This window comes from Streptomyces sp. NPDC090021, assembly GCF_044748225.1.
In the GTDB taxonomy this organism is placed as follows: Bacteria; Actinomycetota; Actinomycetes; order Streptomycetales; family Streptomycetaceae; genus Streptomyces.
Genome location: NZ_JBIVFO010000010.1, coordinates 105585 through 121313, shown reverse-complemented (window position 1 = coordinate 121313; position 15729 = coordinate 105585). Strand labels below are relative to the sequence as shown.

Sequence of the window (15729 nt, the reverse complement as noted above, 5' to 3'; positions counted from 1 at the left end):
CGTCTCCGGGACGCAGGGTCCCGTGTGCAGGAATGAGCTCCGCGCCCGGCGTCTCAGGAATGCGCTCCGCGCCCCGCGTTCGGGGGAGCCCCGGGCTGCGGGTGCGGCCCCGGGCCCTCGGGCAGTCTGTATCCGGACTCGCGCTCCTTGCGGACCTCGTCCGGGTGGCTGGAGGTGGTGGAGCCGAAGTTCCCGTAGCCCTGCATCTCGTGCGGCCTCAGGCCGCCCTCGGGGATCTCCACCTGGTCCCGCTCCTCGCGGACCTCGTAGACGGCCCCGCCGTTCGGCAGGTGGGGCTGCTCCTCGGGGGCGGGCGGCGGCGGCTCCTTGGCCCGGACCCGCTGCCCCAGCTTGAAGCCGCCGAGCAGCATGCCGGCGACGACGATGCCGACGACGAGGAACCACGCGATGTCCAAGGCGACCGGGTCCACGCTCAGGATCATGTCCATACGGAGCATTTTCCCTCATATCATCTGGTTGCGCGCATTTCGGACTTGATGGCGGGGTGTATCGGGACGGGCGGGGAGGCAAGAGACTCAGGCGTTGACCGGCCCGGCGGCGTCCCGCAGCGCCCCCGCGTCGCGCGCCCCCAGCACCCCGAGGATCTCTGCGCATATCGCCAGCGCGGTCTCCGCCGGCGTGCGGGCGCCGAGGTCGAGCCCGATCGGCCCGTGCACCCGGGCCAGCTCCGCCTCGGTGACCCCGGCCGCGAGCAGCCCCTCCCGACGCCGGGCCGTCGTACGCCGCGACCCGAGCGCCCCGACGTACGGGACCCCGGCGGCCAGCGCCGCCCGCAGCGTCGGCACGTCGAACTGCTCGTCGTGGCTCAGCATGACCACGCACGCGGCGTCCCGGCGCGCTTCGATCACCTCGGCCGCCGGCCCCGGCGCCTCGACCCGTACGGCCTCCCAGCCCAGCAGCCGTGCCTGCCGCTCGATGACGGCGGCCAGCTCACCGCCGCCGCCGATGACCACGTACGGGGCCGACGGCTGCGCCTCCACCAGCACCAGGCCCGACTCCCCGTACAGGGCGTCCCGCCCGGCCCGCCGCGTGGCCAGCAGCTCGCCGGCCCGCCGCCCGGCATCGTCGCCCGGTACCGCGGTGGCCCGTACGACCTCACTGGACGCCTGGTCGGCGGCCTCGTTCAACCGGGTCACCAGTGCCACGCCGACGCCCTCGCCGAGCAGCTCCCACCACTCGGCGGGAATCGCCGCGAGCGGCTGGAGCAGCACCTCGGCCTGCCCGCCGCAGGTCAGCCTGGCTGCCACGGCCTCGTCCCCGGCCACGGACACCTCGCACACCCGCGCGGTGGCGCCGGGCGCCATGGCCACGGCTTCGGCGACGAGCTCGGCGTCGAAGACCCCGTGGTACAGGCTGCCGACGCACTCCCCCCGCGCATCGACGAGCACGGCCCCGCCCGGATCCCGCGGCCCGAAACCCTGCTCGGTCACGGGCCGGGCCAGATACCCCGCCCGCCCCTCGGTCACCCACTGCCGCGCCGTCTCCGCCAGCTCACGCATCCGTGCCGCCCCATCCTTCCGCGCTCTTTCCCGCAAAGCGCCAGGTCAGCGGCACCCTGCAGGCTCACCACCCACCATAGGCAGCCCCGCGCCGCACACCCACCCGGCAATCCCACAGACTGCCCGCCCCCGCCCTCGTACGGACCACCGGAACCCGCCCGGCGCGACGGTGCCGGGCGCCGTGCCGGCCGGTCAGTGCCCGGCGGTCCGCGAGGCCGGGATCGCGGGGACGGTGTCGACGGCGCGCAGGCCGTCGGCCGAGAGCCAGATGTCCAGGACCACCGAGGCGAGGTAGGCGCCCCGGGCGCGGATCCGGTCCTCGTCCCGGGCGGAGGACCACGCGTCGACACCGCAACCGGGCGGGGCGTTGAGGGTTCCGCCCGGTCGGGTTCCCGGACCGAATCGGGGGTCTGCCGCCATTGTTTCTCCGGCTGAGCCCTGTTGCTCTCCCTGACCGGTCGGCGACTGGACCACTGTGAGGGTGTTTCCGGGGGAGTCCGCCGTGATGCGCTCCAGGGTGTAAATGTCCCCCAGCTGCGAGGTGTTGCTGTCGGCTGCCAGGAGACCCACGGTCATCTCGTAACGCTCGTCGTCTGACCCTCGCGGGGAGGGCGCGGGCATGTCCCGGGCCTGGCCGAGGACGGGGGCGCGTCGAAGTCTCCCGCGCCATCCAAGCCCGAACAGCGGCACAACGACAAGGGGCCGGACTCTGTGGGACTGAGTCCGGGCCTTCATGCTTGGCTTGGCGCTTCAGCTGGTCAGCGACGTGATCTCGCTGCCCCTGCTGGAGTGCCCCCGGCAGGATTCGAACCTGCCCCGACCCCGGCCGGTGGGGTCCAGCAGCATGATCGCCGTGTAGGCGCACTTCAAGCGGCGGTCTCGTTCTGGAAGTGCCTGCGGGCCTTGGCCGCCCGCCGGATCCGCGCGTTCACGGACTCGATCGCGTTCGTGGTGCAGCGAGGCGGCGGCTCTCGAACCGCCTGGTGGAGCTTGTGGCGGGTGGCGTCGGCTGTTCTGTGTGCCGTGGTCAGTCCGATAGGGGGTCCGCGGCTTTTTTCCGCGTCGGTCGATGGATCCGGTCAGACCCCTTCCAGAGTAATGCGACATGTGAAATTTTACACGTCACATGTCGGTAGCCCGTGCTTCCCCGCACGAGGCCCCAACGGCCCTGGAGGCCCCCACAGATGCACCCCTCCCGAATATCGCGGACCCGCGCACGAAGACTGCCCGTGCTCGGCGCAGCCGCCTTCCTGGCCCTCGGTCTCTTGACGCAGCAGAGCCAGGCCGCCCCGGTCGGCGCGGCGGCTCCGGCCGACGGCCCGCGCGATACCGCGGTCTCGGCGCCGCGGGCGATCCCGGTCCCGAAGTCGCCCCACGCCATCAGCGAGAACCCCCGCTTCCGCCTCTCCTCGCAGGACGGCACCGAGGAGTCCGGCCCGGCAGCCGCGCCCACCACCGCCACGACCGGCAAGACGGCCAAGCAGTCCCCGCTCGCCGCCGCGGACGGGTGCGGTGACCTCTCCGGCGTCATCAACGCCACGGGCGGAGCGCTGGTCCAGCAGCTCAAGGATCTCCCCCAGATCACCTGCACCTACCCGTTGTTCAACCTCACCGGGGAGAACGCGCGGAAGACCTTCCGCGAGGCGCAGATGGTGACCGTCGCCAACGCGCTGCGCGCCGACTCAGCCGGGTACGCGGGCGACAACCGTTCCTCCACCGGCCAGTTGGTGATGTTCCTGCGCGCCGGCTACTACGTGCAGGACAACAACGCGGACGCCGTCGGGGACTACGGCCCGGCGCTGGCGGGCGCGGCACGCGGCGCGCTCGACGCGTTCTTCGCCTCCCCGCGCAGCAAGGACATCACCGACGCCAACGGCGCGATCCTCAACGAGGTCGTCACGCTGATCGACAGCACCCACGAGGCGGGCCGGTACGCCGGCGTCGTGAAGTGGCTGCTCGGCGCCTACGACGGCACCTGGCCCGGCCAGATGAACCTCGCCATGCAACATGTCGAGTGGGTCGTGGGGAACGGCTTCAAGGCCAGGAACGACGAGCGCGGATGGCGGGCCGCCCTCAAGGCGGACCCCGCCATCCTCGACACCTGGGCCGGCTTCGTCACCCGCAACGGCGGGCAGCTGAACCGCCTGGACGTGGTGAGCAACGTCGGCCGCTTCCTGGGCCACGCCCTCGACATCCCCGAGCTCAGGGAGCAGGTCCGGCCGCTGCTGAGGGACCTGATCAACCGGTACCCGAACGTCGGTCCCACCGCGCCGCTCACCATGAACCTGGGCTGGGCCACCCGCCAGTACGACCGGGGCAACTGCGCGGCCTACGCCATCTGCGACCTGGGGCAGCGCGTGCTCCCCGCGATCCTTCCCCTCCAGCACACGTGCACCCCGGGCCTGAAGATCCGCGCCCAGGACATGTCGCCCGGCCAGCTGGCGAGCACCTGCACGAGCCTGGTCGCGCAGGACGCGTACTTCCACCGGATCATCGGCGACGACGGTCCGGTCCCCGACGACGTGAACACGGACCTGGAGGTCGTCGCCTTCGACGACTACACCCAGTACGCGCTGTACGCCTGGGCCATCTACGACATCGACGTCGACAACGGCGGTATGTACGAGGAGGGCAACCCGGCCGTCCCCGGCAACCAGGCCCGCTTCATCGCGCACGAGGCCAGCTGGCTGCGCCCGGACTTCCAGATCTGGAACCTCAACCACGAGTACACGCACTACCTTGACGGCCGCTACAACATGTACGGCGACTTCGAGGCGGGCATGACCACGCCGACCATCTGGTGGGTCGAGGGCATCGCCGAGAACATCTCGTACGGCTACCTGGGCGAGCGCAACACCGCGGCCATCGCCGAGGCCGGCAAGCAGACATACCGGCTCAGCGAGCTCTTCGACACCGTCTACGGCCAGGACGAGGACCCCCAGGTCAACTCGGACCGGGTCTACCGCTGGGGCTGGCTCGCCGTCCGCTACATGCTCCAGAAGCACCCCGCCGACGTACAGACCGTGCTCGGCAAGTACCGCACCGGTGACTGGGCCGGAGCACGCGGCTTCCTGAAGCAGACCATCGGCACCACGTACGACGCGGACTTCGCGACCTGGCTGACGACCACCTGCGCGACCGACGGCTGCGGGCCGCTCCCCGACGCCCTGACCACGACACCCGCGCCGCTCTGCACCCTCGGCGACCCGCGCCAGTTCGACCAGAACTGCCGCCGGGACGGCCTCACCGCCGCCGCAGGCAACTACAGCTACCACTTCGTGTACCTGCCGACCGGCGTCAAGCAGCTGACCATCACCAGCAGCGGCGGCACCGGCAACGCCGACCTGTACTACGGCGGCGGCAGCTGGGCCACCACCGGCAGCTACCAGGCGAAGTCGACCAACGCCGGGAACGGCGAGACCCTGACGATCGACAACCCGCCCTCCGGCTGGGTCTACTTCAGCCTCGCCGCCGCGCAGGACTTCACCGGCGTGAGCCTCTCCACACAGTCCGAGTGAAGCGGTTCGCCGGGGCCCGCCAGGCCCCGGCGAACATCATCCGACCGGCCGCCGGCCGGGAGCCACGACGGACCCGGCGCCTGCGTGCATGACCTCGATCGCGGACCGGACCAGGGCTCGCCGGGCGGGCAGTGGGGCCGTGGTGCTTCAGGGTTTTGGCAGGCCGACGGCGTCGAAGCGGCGCATCAGGGACGGCTTGACTCGGTGGGTCGTGCGCAGCGCGCCGACCCGGTCCTCGAAGGCGCTGCTGGTTCCCGCGCGGGAGTGGATCTCGCGCAGGTCGGTGAGCAGGGTGACCGCGACGTCGTACGGGCCGGCCTTCTTCTCCCCGATCAGCCGGTCGACGTCCCGCCATGCCCGCTCGGTGTCCTGCGCGAGCTGGTCCAGGCGCGTCTCCCGTGCCTGGTCGACCTCCAGGGCCCGCACCCGCGCGGCAGCGGCCTCCTCCTCAGTCAGCCGCCGCATGCGCTCGGTACGGTGCAGGTGGGCGGCATCGAGGAGTTGCGCAGCGGTGCGGGGTTCGCTGGTGGTGCGCGGGGCGCCCCGGCGAGTGGCGTTGTAGCGGGCGAGGAGAATACCGACCACCGCCACCTCGATGCCCTGCGTGCGTGCGGTGCCGCTTCCGCCCGAGCTGGTGAGCATGTGGCGGTTCACTCCATGCACGGTGGCAGCTGGATGTCCTTCGGCGGTCTACCTCTGATCTTGGCCAGTGCTCCGCCCTTCAGGGCGGGGGTGAAGGCCATCCTTGGATCGGAGGCGCTGAGCGCCGGAGTGCTCTGCGCCTCCGGGGTGACGGTCAGACGGGGCGCTGCTGGTTTTCGATGTACTGCTTGACAACGGTCAGGGGTGCCCCGCCGCACGATCCGGCGAAGTAGGAACCGGACCAGAAGTGTCCGCCCCACAGGTACCGGCGGACGTGGCTGTCGTACTCCTGGCGGAGCCTGCGTGAGCTGACGCCCTTGAGGGAGTTGACCAGCTTGGAGAGCTGGACTTTGGGCGGGTAGTGCACCAGCAGGTGCACGTGGTCCTGTTCGCCGTTGAACTGCTTCAGCTCGGCCTCGAAGCCGGCGCAGACCTCCCGCATGATCTCTTCGGTGCGGGTCAGCATGGCGTCGGTGAACGCCTTCCGCCTGTACTTGGTGACGAAAACCAAGTGAACGTGCAGGTTGTAGACAACATGGCGACCGGTTCTGACATCGGCATTAGGGTTCCAGCGCCGTGACATAAACCAATGCTAGGCTCTCATTGTGAGTCAAGGCGCCCTGGTCAAGCGGCAGTTCGGGCACCGTGCCCGGCTTGCGCTGTCTCCTGCCGGGGTTCGCGCAGTGGATGATCAGGCGCACGCGGCCCGCACGATGTGGAACCTGCTGCACGCGTGGTGGCGGATGATGCCGAAGGAAGAGCGGACTCTCGCGAACGCCGACGCCGCGATTCGCCAGGCCCGCGAGGACATCGGCTTTCTCGCCGTCCTGCCCGCGCAGGCCGCGCAAGCGGTGCTCAAGACGTACTTCCAGGCGTGGAAGAACTGCTGGGACGGCCGCGCCGACGCCCCGAACTTCAAGGGCCGGTTCCGCACGGTGATGTCCGTGGACATTCCGCAGGGCCGGGACCTGAACATCACCCGCGTGCACCGCCGGTGGGGCGTGGTCAACATTCCCAAGGTGGGCCGGGTCCGGTTCCGGTGGACCAAGGACCTGCCCGTGGGCAAGCACGCCAACACGGAGAACCGGATCACCGGGGCACGACTGATCAAGGACGCGCTCGGCTGGCACATCGCCTTCCGTGTCCACACCCTTCAGGGCAGACCCGAGCCCCACCAGGGGCCGGACATCGGCATCGACGTGGGCGTCACCGTGCCCATCGCCCTCTCGGACGGCGAAACGTACGAGCACGGCGAATGGCTGACCGGCAAGGAGAAGGCCAGGCTCCTGCACTTGGAACAGCGTGCCGCGCAGCGTAAGCGGCACCGGGGGCCCGGCGAGCGCACCAGCGGCCGGCTGCACCGCACCTACGACCAGATCGCAGGACTCCGCGCGAAAGCCAAGCGTCGGGCCTTGGACTGGCAGCATCAGACGACCACCGCCATCGCCCGCACGTACGGCACGGTCGTGGTCGAAGTACTCACCATCACGAACATGGTCAAGTCCGCCAAGGGAACGGTCGAAGAGCCGGGGAGGAACGTTGCCCAGAAATCTGGGCTGAACCGGTCCATCAGCGGGGAGGCCTGGGGCCGCACAGTCACCATGCTGGCGTACAAGACCGCCCAGCACGGCGGCACCTTGGTCAAGGTCCCCGCCCCCGGCACCTCCCGGCGCTGCTCAGAGTGCGGCTTCACCACGCCCAGCAGCCGGGAGTCCCAGGCCGTGTTCGTGTGCAAGAACCCGGACTGCGGCTGGTCGGGCAACGCCGACCACAACGCAGCCCGGAACGTCTTGCACCTGTACCGGATGGGCCTCGCGCTCATCCCGGCTGCCGGGAGGGCAGTCGTCAGGCGCGCGAAGCGCGTCAAGCCCGCTGCCGCAAGGTAAGCAGGAATCTCCCGGCTTCAGCCGGGAGAGCACTTCAAGGCATCTGGAAGCACCGCCGACCCGCCGATGGCAGAATGTGGGAATCTCGGAAAGTTGGAAGCTCGCACTTTCTTCCGGTTCTGGGTAGCCTGGGGGGACGAAGAAGACATGGGATGGAGAGAGGGAGGTCACTCATGGCCGCGACCACGTTCCATGCCAGCGTGCGCGACAAGGGGCAGCTGACGTTGCCCGCAGGGGTGCGCGAGGCGCTGGGAGTCTCCCCGGGCGACGAGCTTGAGTTCGCGATCAACGACGCGGGGGTCGTCGAGGTTCACGGGCTGCGGAAGATCCGCACCGATCAGGCGTGGTTCTGGACGGAGCGGTGGCAGGCGGGGGAGCGCGAGGCGAGCGAGGACATCGCGGCCGGACGTACGACCCGTCACGAGGACGTGGACGAGATGTTCGCGCACCTCGGCAAGGAGAACTGACCCCGCCCCCTGGGAGGCCCATTGCCGACTTTCGAGACGACCGCTCGCTTCGACCGCGACTTCAGGAAGCTCCTTCCGGAGGAGCGGGCGCGGTTCCAGGCGACCATTCGGGACAAGTTCGTGCCGGATGTGACCAGCGGGCGGTTTCGGCCCGGCCTCCGGGTCAAGCCGGTTCAGGGGGTTCCGCTCCCCGCAGGCGCGCGTCCCGTCATGGAGATGACCTGGGCGCCTGATGGGCGTGCCACCTGGCAGTACGCGGACGAGGTCCGCGCGGGTGAGCCTCACATCATCTGGCGCCGCGTGGGCGGACACGAGATCTTCGATCCTGGTCCTGCCTGAGGGACAGAGGGCCGTCGACGGCGGATACCGGTCGACGGCCCTCGCGCGGTCCTTGGGCGCACAGCCCCGGCGAGTGGCTGAGAGGCGGGCCCGTGCGTGGGCGGTCGGAGAGTGAATCCGCACGGCAGAATGGGCCCGTGAGCGACGAAGAGGCGGACCTGGCCGAGATCCATCGACCTTCAGCTCTCCTCGCTCCACCTCGCCACCCCGGCCGGCACGCCGACCACGCTCGGCGTCCTGGCCGTCGGACTGGATCCGACCAGCCAGGTACCCGGGGCGTACGTCCAGTTCGTCCGCTACCAGGGCACCGACCTGGACGCCCCGATCGCCGACGAGCAGGAGCTCCGGCAGAACCTGGTGGGGCTCTCGGCGCGCCTGGAACCACTCCTGCGCAGCAACCTCCGCACCCGGCTCGTGGAGGACGGATTCCGGGAGACCCCGCGCCCGGACTATCCGCTGGAGGCGCTGCGTGAGCTCTGCATGAACGCCCTCATGCACCGGAACTATGAGACGTCGTATGCGCCGACCCGCATCGTCTGGTTCGACGACCGGATCGAGATCACCAACCCCGGTGGCCCCTTCGGCCAGGTCCGGGAGGACAACTTCGACCGTGTCACCGACTACCGCAATCCGTCCCTGGCCGCCGCGCTGAAGGGCCTCGGATACGTGAACCGATTCGGCCGCGGTATCGGCCGGGTGAGAAGGGCGCTGGAGGACAACGGGAATCCGCCCGCCGAGTTCCAGGTGGACGATTCGTCGTGGGTCGTCGTGATCAGGAGAGCCGCATGACGTCGATCGCGCTGTTCAACAACAAGGGAGGCGTGGGAAAGACCACCCTCACCTACCACCTGGCCCACATGATCCGTCGCCTCGGCCTGAGCGTGCTGGCCGTCGATCTGGACCCTCAGGCCAACCTGACCTCCATGTGCCTGGACGAGACCGAGATCGAGGACCTGTGGGAGAACCCCTCCGAACTCATCAACCAGGGTGCGGCGAAGGCGGGGCTCCCCGGTACCGGGCGGGTGCGCAGCGGACAGACCATCGCCGACGCTGTCCGTCCCATCCTCGAAGGCACCGGTGACATTGCGGCCGTCGAGCCCGTCGAGCTCCAGCCGGGGCTCTGGCTGTTGCCGGGGAGCCTCGACCTCAGCCGCTTCGAGGACAAGCTGTCCAACGAATGGTCCCGCGCCTACGCAGGTGACATCGCGGCGATCCGTACGTCCACGTCGTTCCATCGGATCATCGAGCAGGCCACTGGGGCCGTCGGGGCGGACGTCGTACTCATCGACGTCGGCCCCAACCTGGGGGCCATCAACCGCGCCGCCCTGATCTCGGCCGACACGGTGCTGATGCCGCTGGCCGCCGACCTGTTCTCGCTCAAGGGCCTCAGCAACCTGGGGCCGACGCTGCGCCAGTGGCGCGCCGACTGGCAGCAGCTCGTCCTGCCCAGGGTGCCCGCGAACATCTCCGCGCCCCAGGCCGAGATGCGTCCCCTCGGGTACGTCATCATGCAGCCGGAGATGCGCCTCGACCGGCCCGTCAAGGCGTACGAACGGTGGCTCAAGCGCATTCCGTGGGTCTACTCCTCGGCAGTCCTCAACGAGGTGGAACCCACCCGTGAGGACGACCTGCACCGCATCGCGACCATGCGGAACTACCGGAGCCTCATGCCTTTGGCACACGACGCTCGCAAGCCCATGTTCGACCTGAGGCCGGCCGACGGCGCTCTGGGCAGCACCCAGCAGTACGTGAAGACCTGCTTCAAGGAGTTCCAGACGCTGTCCCGTGAGGTGCTCGCGAGGATCGGCGAGCCTCTGGAGGAGGCCCGCCCGACGGCACCGGCGGACCGGCGATAGCGCTCCGCCGCGAAGGACACGGACCGCGTCCAGCCCTCGTGGTTGGACCGTGAGGGGGCGGCGCCCCAGACCGACGAACGGGCGGGCAACAGCATCGAGGTGCTCATGACCCGGTACGCGAAGTGTCTCCACGGCCGCCAGGCCCTCGCCAACAGGCGCGTCGACGCGTTCCTGGACGAACGCAACTGAGGATCCGTCGCACTCCTCGCGGCAAACCGAGCGGTCCACGCGGCCCTCGCGTCCCGCGTATGTCCCGCGCGAGTCGGTTTCGAGGGGCGGTCGTCTTTTGAGGAGGGCGTACAGGTCCGACGCCATGCCGGAGAACGCCTCGATGCGTACGGTCTCCATGCGGAAGACGTGGTCGGTGCCGACGAATTTCGTGCCGCCGACCGTGATTTCCGCGTTGTGGTGGCTGGATGTGGCGGCGAAGGTGGGGATGTCGTAGTGCTCTCGGCCTTGGCGTGTGGTGAGGTACTGGGCTGATTTCTGTCCGCCGCCGGCGAATGCGGTCAGGCCGGCGGTGCCGGTGCGGGCCAGGAGCTGGCCGAACCAGCCGAGGTTGTCCTCGCCCACCTGGAAGCCGTCGGCGTTCCGCGCCCGCCTCCCGTCGCGGGCGGGTATGCGGATGGCGTTGGGGTAGGGGATGCCGGCCTTGTCCTTGATCTCCGGGCCTCCACGAGGACCACGTCGAGGGGTTGGAGGTCGGCGGGGGAGACGGCCTCGGTCTCGGCGTGCCGGAGGTTCATCCCGTACGTCCAGTGGCGCAGCCGCAGCGCGACCGTGTCGGTGCGCGCCCGGCGCAGTGATTCGGCCCAGCGCTTCACGATCACCGACCCGGACGACATCCAGACCGCCGTCCTGCTGCTGGTGGTCGGCCTTCTCGTCGCCCAGCTGGCCGTACGGGTGCGACGGCTCGAAGTGGTGACGGTGACAGACGCCGAGCACCTCTCGCGTCTGCACGCCACCGCCCGTCTCGCCCAGGGTGCGGGCTCTCCCGAGGCCGTGGTGGACCATGTACGGGGCGAGCTCACCGAGCTGCTGGGGCTGCGCGGCTGCCGTTTCGAGTACGGGACCCTGATCGGCCGTCCGCCGCGGCTGGAACCCGACGGCAGCGTGTCGGTCGGCCGCCGCGCCTGGGATCTGGAACGCAGCGGCTGGCCCGAGGGCGAGATCGAACTGCGCGCCAGCGGCAACGGTCACTACTACGGCCGGTTCATGCTCACCCCCAACCCGGGTTCAGCGCCGTCCGCCCAGGCACGCCGGGTGGCCGCGACGCTCGCCGACCTGACCGGCTCGGCCCTCGACACGGCGGCATTGCCCGGCGACGGCTGATTCCCGCCGCGCCGTTCCCCGAAGGTGGAGCGGGCCTGCGTGCCGTGTCGCGTAAGGATTCCGTCAAAGCCGCCGCGCCCGGCGTATGGGAGCCGTCAAGGCCTCTTAGCGGCGCTGCCGGGATGCGGTTAGCTCAGGTTCGGCCAGCTGGCCGAATCCTTATTTCCACTTCCCCAGGAGCTCACGATGGCCGATGTGGCCTTCGTCGTCACCACGATCGCGGTCTTCGCGCTGGTGGCTCTCATCGCCAGGGGGGTGACGAAGCTGTGACTGCCGAGAACATTGCCGGCCTGGTCGTGGCCGTCGCTCTGCTGGGATATCTCGTCCTCGCCCTCGTCAAGCCGGAGAGGTTCTGAGCCCCGACATGAGCCCCGTTCTTGCTGACGTGCTCCAGGTGGCGGCGCTGATCGCCGCCCTGGCCCTGGTGCACCGCCCCCTGGGCGATTACATGGCCCGCGTCTTCTCCTCCGAGAAGCACCTGCGGGTCGAGAAGTGGATCTACCGCAGCGTCGGTGCCAACCCGAACGCCGAGATGCGCTGGTCGGCCTACCTGCGCGCGGTCCTCGCCTTCTCCGCCGTGAGCGTGCTGCTGCTGTACGCGCTCCAGCGCTTCCAGGACGTCCTGCCGCTTTCGCTCGGCTTCGAGGCGATCAGCCCGGACCAGGCGTTCAACACCGCCGCGTCCTTCGTCTCGAACACGAACTGGCAGTCGTACTCGGGTGAGACGGCGATGAGCCACGTCACCCAGACCGCCGGACTGGCCGTGCAGAACTTCGTGTCGGCGGCGGTCGGCATCGCGGTCGCGGTGGCCCTCGTACGCGGCTTCGCCCGCTCCCGCACCGGTGAGCTGGGCAACTTCTGGGCCGACCTGGTGCGCGGCATCGTCCGCATCCTGGTCCCGATCTCGGTGATCGCCGCGATCCTGCTGGTCGCCGCCGGCGCGATCCAGAACTTCGGCGGCATCCACGAGCTCACCACGGTGACCGGGCAGACCCAGAGCATCTCGCCGGGCGCGGTGGCCTCCCAGGAGGCCATCAAGGACCTGGGCACCAACGGCGGCGGCTACTTCAACGCCAACTCCGCCCACCCCTTCGAGAACCCCAACGGCTTCTCGAACCTGCTGACGATCTTCCTGCTTCTGGTGATCCCGTTCTCGCTGCCCCGCACGTTCGGCCGCATGGTCGGCAACGTCAAGCAGGGCTACGCGATCCTCGCCGCGATGGCGAGCATCTGGTTCGTCGGTGTGGTCCTGGTGACCTGGATCGAGTACGCGCACCCGGGCACCGCCTCGCAGCTCGCGGGCGGCGCGATGGAGGGCAAGGAGCAGCGGTTCGGCGAGGGCGCGTCCTCCCTGTTCGCCGTGTCCACCACCATGACGTCCACCGGCTCGGTGAACTCCTTCCACGACTCCTTCAGCGGGCTGTCCGGCGGTGTGCTGCTGCTGGGGATGATGCTGGGCGAGATCGCCCCGGGCGGTGTGGGCTCCGGCCTCTACGGCATGCTGATCATGGCCGTGATCGCGGTCTTCCTGGCGGGCCTGATGGTGGGCCGAACGCCCGAGTACCTGGGCAAGAAGATCGGCACCCGCGAGATCAAGCTCGCGGCCTGCTACATCCTCATCACCCCGGCCCTGGTCCTGGTCGGCACCGCGGTGGCCATGGCCCTGCCCGACGGCAAGGAGGCCATGACCAACATCGGGGCACACGGCTTCTCCGAGGTCCTGTACGCCTACACCTCCGCGTCGAACAACAACGGCTCGGCCTTCGCGGGATTCGGCGCCAACACGCCGTTCTTCAACACGACGCTGGGCCTGTGCATGCTGCTGGGCCGCTTCCTGCCCATGGTGTTCGTGCTGGCCCTGGCCGGCTCGCTCGCCGAGCAGAAGCCCGTCCCGGAGACCGCGGGCACCCTGCGCACCGAGAAGCCGCTGTTCACCGGGCTCCTCGTCGGCGCGATCCTGATCATCACCGGTCTGACGTTCTTCCCCGCCCTGGCGCTGGGCCCGCTCGCCGAAGGGCTGGGGTCATGACCACGAACACGAAGAAGCACGAGGACTCGATGTCCACCGCCACCCCGACCCCGGCGCCGCACAGCGACGTGCCCACGGGTCACAAGCCCGAGAGCGGACGCGTCGGCGCGGGGCTCTTCGACCCCAAGCAGCTGCTGAAGTCCTTCCCGGACGCCGTCCGCAAGCTCGACCCGCGCATCATGATCAAGTCGCCGGTCATGTTCGTGGTCCTCGTCGGCTCGGTGGTCACCACCGCCCTGGCGATCAAGGACCCGACGGACTGGTTCGGCTGGGCGATCACCGCCTGGCTGTGGCTGACCACGATCTTCGCGAACCTCGCGGAGGCGGTGGCCGAGGGCCGCGGCAAGGCGCAGGCAGACACCCTGCGCAAGGCCAAGACCGACACGGTCGCCCGCCGGATCAACGGCACGAACGAGGAGCGCGTCCCCGGCACCGAGCTGAAGATCGGTGACCTGGTGGTCTGCGAGGCAGGCGACATCATCCCCGGCGACGGCGACGTCGTCGAGGGTGTGGCGTCGGTCGACGAGTCCGCGATCACGGGCGAGTCCGCTCCGGTGATCCGCGAGTCCGGCGGCGACCGCTCGGCCGTCACCGGCGGCACGAAGGTGCTCTCCGACCGGATCGTCATCAAGATCACGACGAAGCCGGGCGAGACCTTCATCGACCGGATGATCAACCTGGTCGAGGGCGCGGCCCGGCAGAAGACGCCGAACGAGATCGCGCTCAACATCCTGCTGGCATCGCTGACGATCGTCTTCCTGCTGGCCGTCGTCACGCTGAAGCCGTTCGCGATCTACGCCGGGGCCGACGAGCAGACCTCGATGATCGTGCTGACCGCGCTGCTGGTCTGCCTGATCCCGACCACGATCGGCGCGCTGCTGTCCGCGATCGGGATCGCCGGCATGGACCGCCTGGTCCAGCGCAATGTCCTGGCCATGTCCGGCCGTGCGGTGGAGGCCGCGGGTGACGTCTCCACGCTGCTGCTGGACAAGACGGGCACCATCACCCTCGGTAACCGCCAGGCCGCCGAGTTCGTGCCGGTCAAGGGCACCACCGCGGCCGAGCTCGCCGACGCGGCCCAGCTGTCCTCGCTCGCCGACGAGACCCCCGAGGGCCGTTCCATCGTGGTCCTGGCGAAGGAGAAGTACGGGCTGCGCGAACGCCACCAGGGTGAGCTGGCGCACGCCGCGTGGATCGAGTTCACCGCGCAGACCCGCATGTCGGGTGTCGACGTGGACGGCAGGCAGACCCGCAAGGGGGCGACCGGCTCGGTCGCCGCCTGGGTCGAGACGCAGGGCGGCCGGGTCGCCGAGGACGCGCAGGCCCTTACGGACCGGATCTCCCAGGCAGGCGGCACGCCGCTGCTGGTAGCCGTCAAGGACGACAAGGGTGCCCGGGTCCTGGGCGTCATCCACCTCAAGGACGTGGTCAAGGAGGGCATGCGGGAGCGGTTCGACGAGCTGCGCCGCATGGGCATCAAGACGGTCATGATCACGGGTGACAACCCGCTGACCGCGAAGGCCATCGCCGTCGAGGCGGGCGTCGACGACTTCCTCGCCGAGGCGACGCCCGAGGACAAGATGGCCCTGATCAAGCGGGAGCAGGCGGGCGGCAAGCTCGTCGCGATGACCGGCGACGGCACCAACGACGCACCCGCCCTGGCCCAGGCCGACGTGGGCGTCGCGATGAACACGGGCACTTCGGCCGCCAAGGAGGCCGGGAACATGGTGGACCTCGACTCCAACCCCACCAAGCTCATCGAGATCGTCGAGATCGGCAAGCAGCTCCTCATCACCCGAGGCGCCCTCACCACCTTCTCCATCGCCAACGACGTCGCGAAGTACTTCGCGATCATCCCGGCCATGTTCGCGGTCGCCTACCCCGGCCTGGACAAGCTCAACATCATGGGCCTGGCCTCACCCGAGTCGGCGATCCTCTCCGCCGTCATCTTCAACGCGCTGATCATCATCGCGCTCGTGCCACTGGCCCTCAAAGGCGTCAGGTACCGGCCGAGCAGCGCGGACAAGATGCTCCGCCGCAACCTCGGCATCTACGGCCTGGGCGGCCTGGTCGCGCCGTTCATCGGCATCAAGCTCATCGACCTTCTCATCTCCCTCATCCCCGGAATCGGCTGATCTGC

Annotated in this window: 17 protein-coding genes and 1 pseudogene; 12 read left to right on the top strand and 6 right to left on the bottom strand. The window is 69.6% G+C overall.

All coding sequences use genetic code 11. The annotated features are described in order from the left end of the window. Window positions 1–53: 53 nt before the first annotated feature. From ACIPXC_RS10195 to ACIPXC_RS10180, 4 genes and pseudogenes are all read right to left on the bottom strand, one after another. Window positions 54–449: a DUF6479 family protein gene (locus tag ACIPXC_RS10195; protein WP_401615439.1), complete on the bottom strand. Its 396-nt coding sequence runs from the start codon at window positions 447–449 to the stop codon at window positions 54–56. Window positions 450–536: 87 nt separating this feature from the next. Further along, window positions 537–1520 (bottom strand): XdhC family protein, encoded by a 984-nt coding sequence (locus ACIPXC_RS10190; protein ID WP_401615437.1) that lies wholly within the window; start codon window positions 1518–1520, stop codon window positions 537–539. A gap of 192 nt (window positions 1521–1712) precedes the next feature. Further along, entirely contained in the window at window positions 1713–2096 is a 384-nt protein-coding gene (locus tag ACIPXC_RS10185) for a hypothetical protein (RefSeq protein ID WP_401615435.1), read from the bottom strand. Window positions 2097–2270: 174 nt separating this feature from the next. Then, window positions 2271–2476 (bottom strand): annotated as a pseudogene (locus ACIPXC_RS10180) (transposase); the annotation flags it as partial. A 273-nt stretch (window positions 2477–2749) separates the two neighbouring features. Here ACIPXC_RS10180 and ACIPXC_RS10175 point away from each other — a divergent pair. Further along, window positions 2750–5038 (top strand): collagenase, encoded by a 2289-nt coding sequence (locus ACIPXC_RS10175; protein ID WP_401615433.1) that lies wholly within the window; start codon window positions 2750–2752, stop codon window positions 5036–5038. Between the two features lie 147 nt (window positions 5039–5185). Here the strand turns inward: ACIPXC_RS10175 and ACIPXC_RS10170 are convergent, their stop codons facing one another. Beyond that, window positions 5186–5680: a hypothetical protein gene (locus ACIPXC_RS10170; protein WP_401615431.1), complete on the bottom strand. Its 495-nt coding sequence runs from the start codon at window positions 5678–5680 to the stop codon at window positions 5186–5188. Between the two features lie 154 nt (window positions 5681–5834). After that, window positions 5835–6263, bottom strand: coding sequence for an IS200/IS605 family transposase (gene tnpA, locus ACIPXC_RS10165; protein WP_401615429.1), 429 nt, complete (start codon window positions 6261–6263; stop codon window positions 5835–5837). A gap of 76 nt (window positions 6264–6339) precedes the next feature. On the opposite strand from tnpA, the gene ACIPXC_RS10160 reads away from it, so the two are divergent. From ACIPXC_RS10160 to kdpB, 11 genes are all read left to right on the top strand, one after another. Beyond that, entirely contained in the window at window positions 6340–7566 is a 1227-nt protein-coding gene (locus ACIPXC_RS10160; protein WP_401615568.1) for an RNA-guided endonuclease InsQ/TnpB family protein, read from the top strand. Window positions 7567–7739: 173 nt separating this feature from the next. Then, window positions 7740–8033, top strand: coding sequence for an AbrB/MazE/SpoVT family DNA-binding domain-containing protein (locus ACIPXC_RS10155; protein ID WP_128984616.1), 294 nt, complete (start codon window positions 7740–7742; stop codon window positions 8031–8033). 21 nt (window positions 8034–8054) lie between these two features. Next, window positions 8055–8372, top strand: coding sequence for a hypothetical protein (locus tag ACIPXC_RS10150; protein WP_181019171.1), 318 nt, complete (start codon window positions 8055–8057; stop codon window positions 8370–8372). A gap of 357 nt (window positions 8373–8729) precedes the next feature. After that, window positions 8730–9161: an ATP-binding protein gene (locus ACIPXC_RS10145; RefSeq protein ID WP_401615427.1), complete on the top strand. Its 432-nt coding sequence runs from the start codon at window positions 8730–8732 to the stop codon at window positions 9159–9161. Then, entirely contained in the window at window positions 9158–10228 is a 1071-nt protein-coding gene (locus tag ACIPXC_RS10140; RefSeq protein ID WP_401615425.1) for a ParA family protein, read from the top strand. The genes ACIPXC_RS10145 and ACIPXC_RS10140 overlap by 4 nt, the downstream gene beginning before the upstream one ends. Window positions 10229–10270: 42 nt before the next feature. Then, window positions 10271–10417: a hypothetical protein gene (locus tag ACIPXC_RS10135; protein WP_401615424.1), complete on the top strand. Its 147-nt coding sequence runs from the start codon at window positions 10271–10273 to the stop codon at window positions 10415–10417. Window positions 10418–10541: 124 nt separating this feature from the next. Then, window positions 10542–10673, top strand: a complete 132-nt coding sequence (locus ACIPXC_RS10130; protein ID WP_401615423.1) for a hypothetical protein — start codon at window positions 10542–10544, stop codon at window positions 10671–10673. A 341-nt stretch (window positions 10674–11014) separates the two neighbouring features. Next, window positions 11015–11560, top strand: a complete 546-nt coding sequence (locus tag ACIPXC_RS10125; protein WP_401615421.1) for a hypothetical protein — start codon at window positions 11015–11017, stop codon at window positions 11558–11560. 266 nt (window positions 11561–11826) lie between these two features. Then, the gene (kdpF, locus tag ACIPXC_RS10120; RefSeq protein WP_401615419.1) at window positions 11827–11916 is read left to right on the top strand and encodes a K(+)-transporting ATPase subunit F; all 90 of its coding nucleotides are present in this window, start codon (window positions 11827–11829) and stop codon (window positions 11914–11916) included. An 8-nt stretch (window positions 11917–11924) separates the two neighbouring features. Beyond that, complete coding sequence (kdpA, locus tag ACIPXC_RS10115; RefSeq protein ID WP_401615417.1) at window positions 11925–13589, top strand: potassium-transporting ATPase subunit KdpA; 1665 nt, start codon at window positions 11925–11927, stop codon at window positions 13587–13589. After that, entirely contained in the window at window positions 13586–15724 is a 2139-nt protein-coding gene (kdpB, locus tag ACIPXC_RS10110) for a potassium-transporting ATPase subunit KdpB (RefSeq protein ID WP_401615415.1), read from the top strand. The genes kdpA and kdpB overlap by 4 nt, the downstream gene beginning before the upstream one ends. Window positions 15725–15729 lie beyond the last annotated feature (5 nt).

Bases quoted from the DNA above. Each gene is read 5' to 3' on its own strand.
- kdpB (WP_401615415.1), top strand. From the start codon at position 13,586: ATGACCACGAACACGAAGAAGCACGAGGACTCGATGTCCACCGCCACC.
- ACIPXC_RS10190 (WP_401615437.1), bottom strand. From the start codon at position 1,520: ATGCGTGAGCTGGCGGAGACGGCGCGGCAGTGGGTGACCGAGGGGCGG.
- ACIPXC_RS10185 (WP_401615435.1), bottom strand. From the start codon at position 2,096: ATGACCGTGGGTCTCCTGGCAGCCGACAGCAACACCTCGCAGCTGGGG.
- ACIPXC_RS10140 (WP_401615425.1), top strand. From the start codon at position 9,158: ATGACGTCGATCGCGCTGTTCAACAACAAGGGAGGCGTGGGAAAGACC.
- ACIPXC_RS10155 (WP_128984616.1), top strand. From the start codon at position 7,740: ATGGCCGCGACCACGTTCCATGCCAGCGTGCGCGACAAGGGGCAGCTG.
- ACIPXC_RS10195 (WP_401615439.1), bottom strand. From the start codon at position 449: ATGGACATGATCCTGAGCGTGGACCCGGTCGCCTTGGACATCGCGTGG.
- kdpA (WP_401615417.1), top strand. From the start codon at position 11,925: ATGAGCCCCGTTCTTGCTGACGTGCTCCAGGTGGCGGCGCTGATCGCC.
- ACIPXC_RS10130 (WP_401615423.1), top strand. From the start codon at position 10,542: ATGCCGGAGAACGCCTCGATGCGTACGGTCTCCATGCGGAAGACGTGG.
- ACIPXC_RS10170 (WP_401615431.1), bottom strand. From the start codon at position 5,680: ATGCTCACCAGCTCGGGCGGAAGCGGCACCGCACGCACGCAGGGCATC.
- tnpA (WP_401615429.1), bottom strand. From the start codon at position 6,263: ATGTCACGGCGCTGGAACCCTAATGCCGATGTCAGAACCGGTCGCCAT.